The organism is Kocuria kalidii, assembly GCF_044462225.1.
GTDB classification, from domain to species: Bacteria; Actinomycetota; Actinomycetes; order Actinomycetales; family Micrococcaceae; genus Kocuria; species Kocuria kalidii.
Genome location: NZ_JBISWJ010000067.1, coordinates 1 through 3,520, shown reverse-complemented (window position 1 = coordinate 3,520; position 3,520 = coordinate 1). Strand labels below are relative to the sequence as shown.

General features: G+C 75.3%; 3 protein-coding genes. 2 read left to right on the top strand and 1 reads right to left on the bottom strand.

Going from position 1 to position 3,520, the window contains the following annotated elements:
* Positions 1-48: 48 nt before the first annotated feature.
* On the top strand, positions 49-843 hold the full coding sequence (locus ACH9D3_RS09480; protein ID WP_396400779.1) for an amino acid ABC transporter permease: 795 nt from the start codon (positions 49-51) through the stop codon (positions 841-843).
* Positions 844-853: 10 nt separating this feature from the next.
* A complete protein-coding gene (locus tag ACH9D3_RS09475; protein ID WP_396400780.1) occupies positions 854-1,669 on the top strand; it encodes an amino acid ABC transporter ATP-binding protein in 816 nt (271 codons plus the stop codon).
* A 60-nt stretch (positions 1,670-1,729) separates the two neighbouring features.
* Here ACH9D3_RS09475 and menD read toward each other — a convergent pair whose 3' ends face one another.
* A complete protein-coding gene (gene menD / locus ACH9D3_RS09470; RefSeq protein WP_396410749.1) occupies positions 1,730-3,487 on the bottom strand; it encodes a 2-succinyl-5-enolpyruvyl-6-hydroxy-3-cyclohexene-1-carboxylic-acid synthase in 1,758 nt (585 codons plus the stop codon).
* Positions 3,488-3,520 lie beyond the last annotated feature (33 nt).

Sequence of the window (3,520 nt, the reverse complement as noted above, 5' to 3'; positions counted from 1 at the left end):
AGCCGGCCCCGCCACCGACCGCCCGTCCCACCCAGAACGGACCACTCCATGTCCATGACCATGCACCAGAGAGCCCGGCTCTCCCGCGGCATCCAGTACGCCGTCCTGATCCTCGTCGCCGTCGCGCTGATCGCGCTCGCCGACTGGCCCCTGCTGGTCGAGAAGGTGTTCAACCCGGCCATCGCGGCCCAGCAGTTCCCCGGCATCATCGTCGTGGCGCTGAAGAACACCCTGATCTACACGCTCCTCGGCTTCGTGGTCGGCCTCACCGGCGGTGTGGTCCTCGCGCTCATGAAGCTCTCGTCCGTGGCGCCCTACCGGTGGCTGGCCACGATCTACATCGAGTTCTTCCGCGGCGTCCCGGCACTGCTGGTCTTCCTCGCCTTCGGCTACGGCATCCCGCTGGCCTTCGGCTTCCGCTTCAACCACTACGTCACGGTGATGATCGCCCTGGGCCTCGTGGCCGCCGCCTACATCGCGGAGTCGCTGCGGGCGGGCCTGCAGGCCGTCCCGAAGGGCCAGTACGAGGCCGCGCGGTCCCTGGGCATGTCCCACGCCCGCGCGATGGTCACGATCGTCATCCCGCAGGCCCTGCGGATCGTGCTGCCTCCGCTGACCAACGAGGTGATCCTGCTGACCAAGGACTCGTCGCTGGTCTACCTCCTCGGCATGGGCGTGGGGCAGTACGAGCTCACCAAGTACGGCCGCGAGGCCATCTCGGGGGCCGGCGCGGGCCTGACCCCCCTCGTGGTGGCGGGCGTGTGCTACCTCATCATCACGGTGCCCCTGGGCATCCTGACCCGCCGCTTCGAGTCCAAGACCGACCGCATGAAGAAGTCCTAGGAGCCTGACGATGAGCACTGCATCCTCCCCCGCACCCCGGCCCGAGAGCGCCGACGGACTCGCCGGTGCGGCCTCCGTCGTCATCGAGGACCTGCACAAGTCCTACGGCTCCCTCGAGGTCCTCAAGGGCATCTCCCTCAGCGTCGGCGCCGGCCAGGTGGTCTGCCTCATCGGACCCTCCGGCTCCGGCAAGTCCACCCTGCTGCGCTGCGTCAACCTGCTCGAGACCCCCCAGCAGGGCCGGATCGCGATCGGCGACTTCGAGGTCACCGACCCCGAGGCCGACGTCGACCGGATGCGCCGGCACGTGGGCATGGTCTTCCAGCAGTTCAACCTGTTCCCCCACCTGAGCGTCCTCGAGAACTGCACCGTGGCCCAGCTCAAGGTGCTCAGGCGGGACAAGGCCGAGGCCGAGCGGATCGCCCGGGGCAACCTCGACCGCGTGGGCCTGGCCGAGAAGGCGGACAGCTACCCCGACCAGCTCTCCGGCGGCCAGCAGCAGCGCGTGGCCATCGCCCGGGCGCTGTCGATGGACCCGTCCCTCATGCTCTTCGACGAGCCGACCTCCGCCCTGGACCCCGAGACGGTGGGCGACGTCCTGGCCATCATGCGCCGGCTCGCCGCGGAGGGCATGACGATGCTGGTGGTGACGCACGAGATGGAGTTCGCCCGCGACGTCGCCGACAAGGTCGTGTTCATGGACGGCGGTGTGGTCGTCGAGGAGGGCCCCGCGGCGGAGCTGATCCGGAACCCGCAGGAGCCCCGCACGCAGTCGTTCCTCTCCCGGGTGCTCAACCCCACCCAGGTGGAGGCGCCGGAACGCTGAGCCGGTGCGGCGCGGGCCGTGCCCGGTCCCGGCGGCGCCGCGCGGCCGGCACGGGCCCCCTCAGGACCCGCGGCCGCTCCGACCGGCGGCCGGGACGGCGGCCCGTGCCGCGGCCCGGACGACGGAGACCCGGATCCCGGCGTGGAGTTCCCGCAGGCCGCGCCGGTCCACGGCGATCTCCAGGACCGAGCGGCCGCGCACCGGCGCGGTCAGCGCCTGCTCGAGCTCGGCGACGGTCGCCGCACGTCGGTGGGCCACGCCGTAGCCGGCGCACAGTGCGTCCAGGCGGGCCTCGTGCGGGGTGCCGAAGAACCGCTCCACGACCGCGCGGTAGTCCTCCCGCTCCCCCACCGCACCGTGCTCGAGGGTCGTGAAGATCCCCCCGCCGCCGTCGTTGAGGACCACCAGCTGCAGGTCGGGCTCCCGCTCGCCCGTGCCCAGCAGCAGGGACGAGGCGTCGTGCAGGAACGTCAGGTCGCCCAGGAAGGCGCGGACGGGCCGTCCGGTGCCCAAGGACACGCCCGCGGCGGTGGCCACCGTCCCGTCGATCCCCGCGAGCCCGCGGTTGGCGAGCACGAGCGGGGAGCCGGGTCCGGGCCGGGCCGCGAGGTCCAGGTCCCGCACCGGGTTGGAGGAGCCCGCCACCAGCACGGCCCCGTCCCGGCGGCAGGCCTCCCACACGGCGGCGGCCACGGCGGGGCCCGTCGCCCGCCCCGTCGCCCCGTCCGACAGCAGCCGGGCGACGGCGTCGTCCGCGGCGGCCCCCGCCTCCTGCCAGGCGGCCGCCCAGCCGGGTGCGCCGCGGCCGGTGAAGGCCGCGGCCTCGGCCCAGCTCCGGAGCACCTGCTCGCGCCGCCGCCCGGGCTCGTACCAGGCCACGGGGGCCGGCCGGACGGCCGCCGTGGCGACCTCCGCCCGGGCGAGCAGGGTGCCGACCGGACGGGAGAGGGTCGGCCGGCCCACGAGCAGGACGCGCTCGATCCGCCGCCCCAGCGGGGAGTCCAGGAGCAGCCGGTAGGCCCCCGCGGCGTGCGGGCCGGACCGGGCGTTCGACGAGGGCTCCGCGAGCAGCGGGAGACCGCAGACCTCGGCGAAGCGCGCCGCGCCGGCTCCCGCCGCGTCCCCGGCGACCACGACGGAGCGCGCCGTCCCCGCGCCCGGCCCCGGGTCGCGGACGGGTCCGGCCTCCACGGCCCGCGGGCCCGGGTCCGGCGCGGTACCCGCCCGGGAGACCAGCCGCCGCGCCCAGGCGGTGAGCACGGCCCCGTCCTCGTCCGCGGGGTGCAGCGGTTCGCGCAGGGCCACGTTGAGCTGGACCGGGCCCGCCGGCCGGGGCCCGTCCGGGCCGCGGCCGGCCAGGGCGGCGAGGGCCGCCGCGAGCCGGGCGGGCACGTCGTCGTCCGGGAGGAGGTCCACGGAGGCCCGCACGTGGTCCCCGAAGATCCCCGGCTGACGGGTGGTCTGGTTGGCACCGGTGCCCCGCAGCTCCGGCGGGCGGTCGGCGGAGACCACGACGAGCGGCACCTCGGCGTGGTCGGCCTCCAGCACGGCGGGCAGCAGGTTGCCCACGGCGGTGCCCGAGGTCGTGACGACTCCCGCCGGGCGGCCCGTGGCCCGCGCGATGCCGAGGGCCGTGAACGCCGCGCCCCGCTCGTCCACCCGCACGTGCACCTCGAGCGCCCCGGCGGCGGAGGCGGCCGCGGCGGCGTAGGCCAGCGGCGCGGACCGGGAGCCGGGGGCGACGACGAGGTGGCGCATCCCGGCGGCGACGAGCTCCTCCAGGACGGCGCGGGCGGTGTCGAGGGAGGCTGTGGTCACAACTGCCCAGGATAGTCCCGTCGACCGGCCGGG

Excerpts from the sequence above, each read along its gene's own strand:
- ACH9D3_RS09475 (WP_396400780.1), top strand. The coding sequence starts at position 854 with ATGAGCACTGCATCCTCCCCCGCACCCCGGCCCGAGAGCGCCGACGGA.
- ACH9D3_RS09480 (WP_396400779.1), top strand. The coding sequence starts at position 49 with ATGTCCATGACCATGCACCAGAGAGCCCGGCTCTCCCGCGGCATCCAG.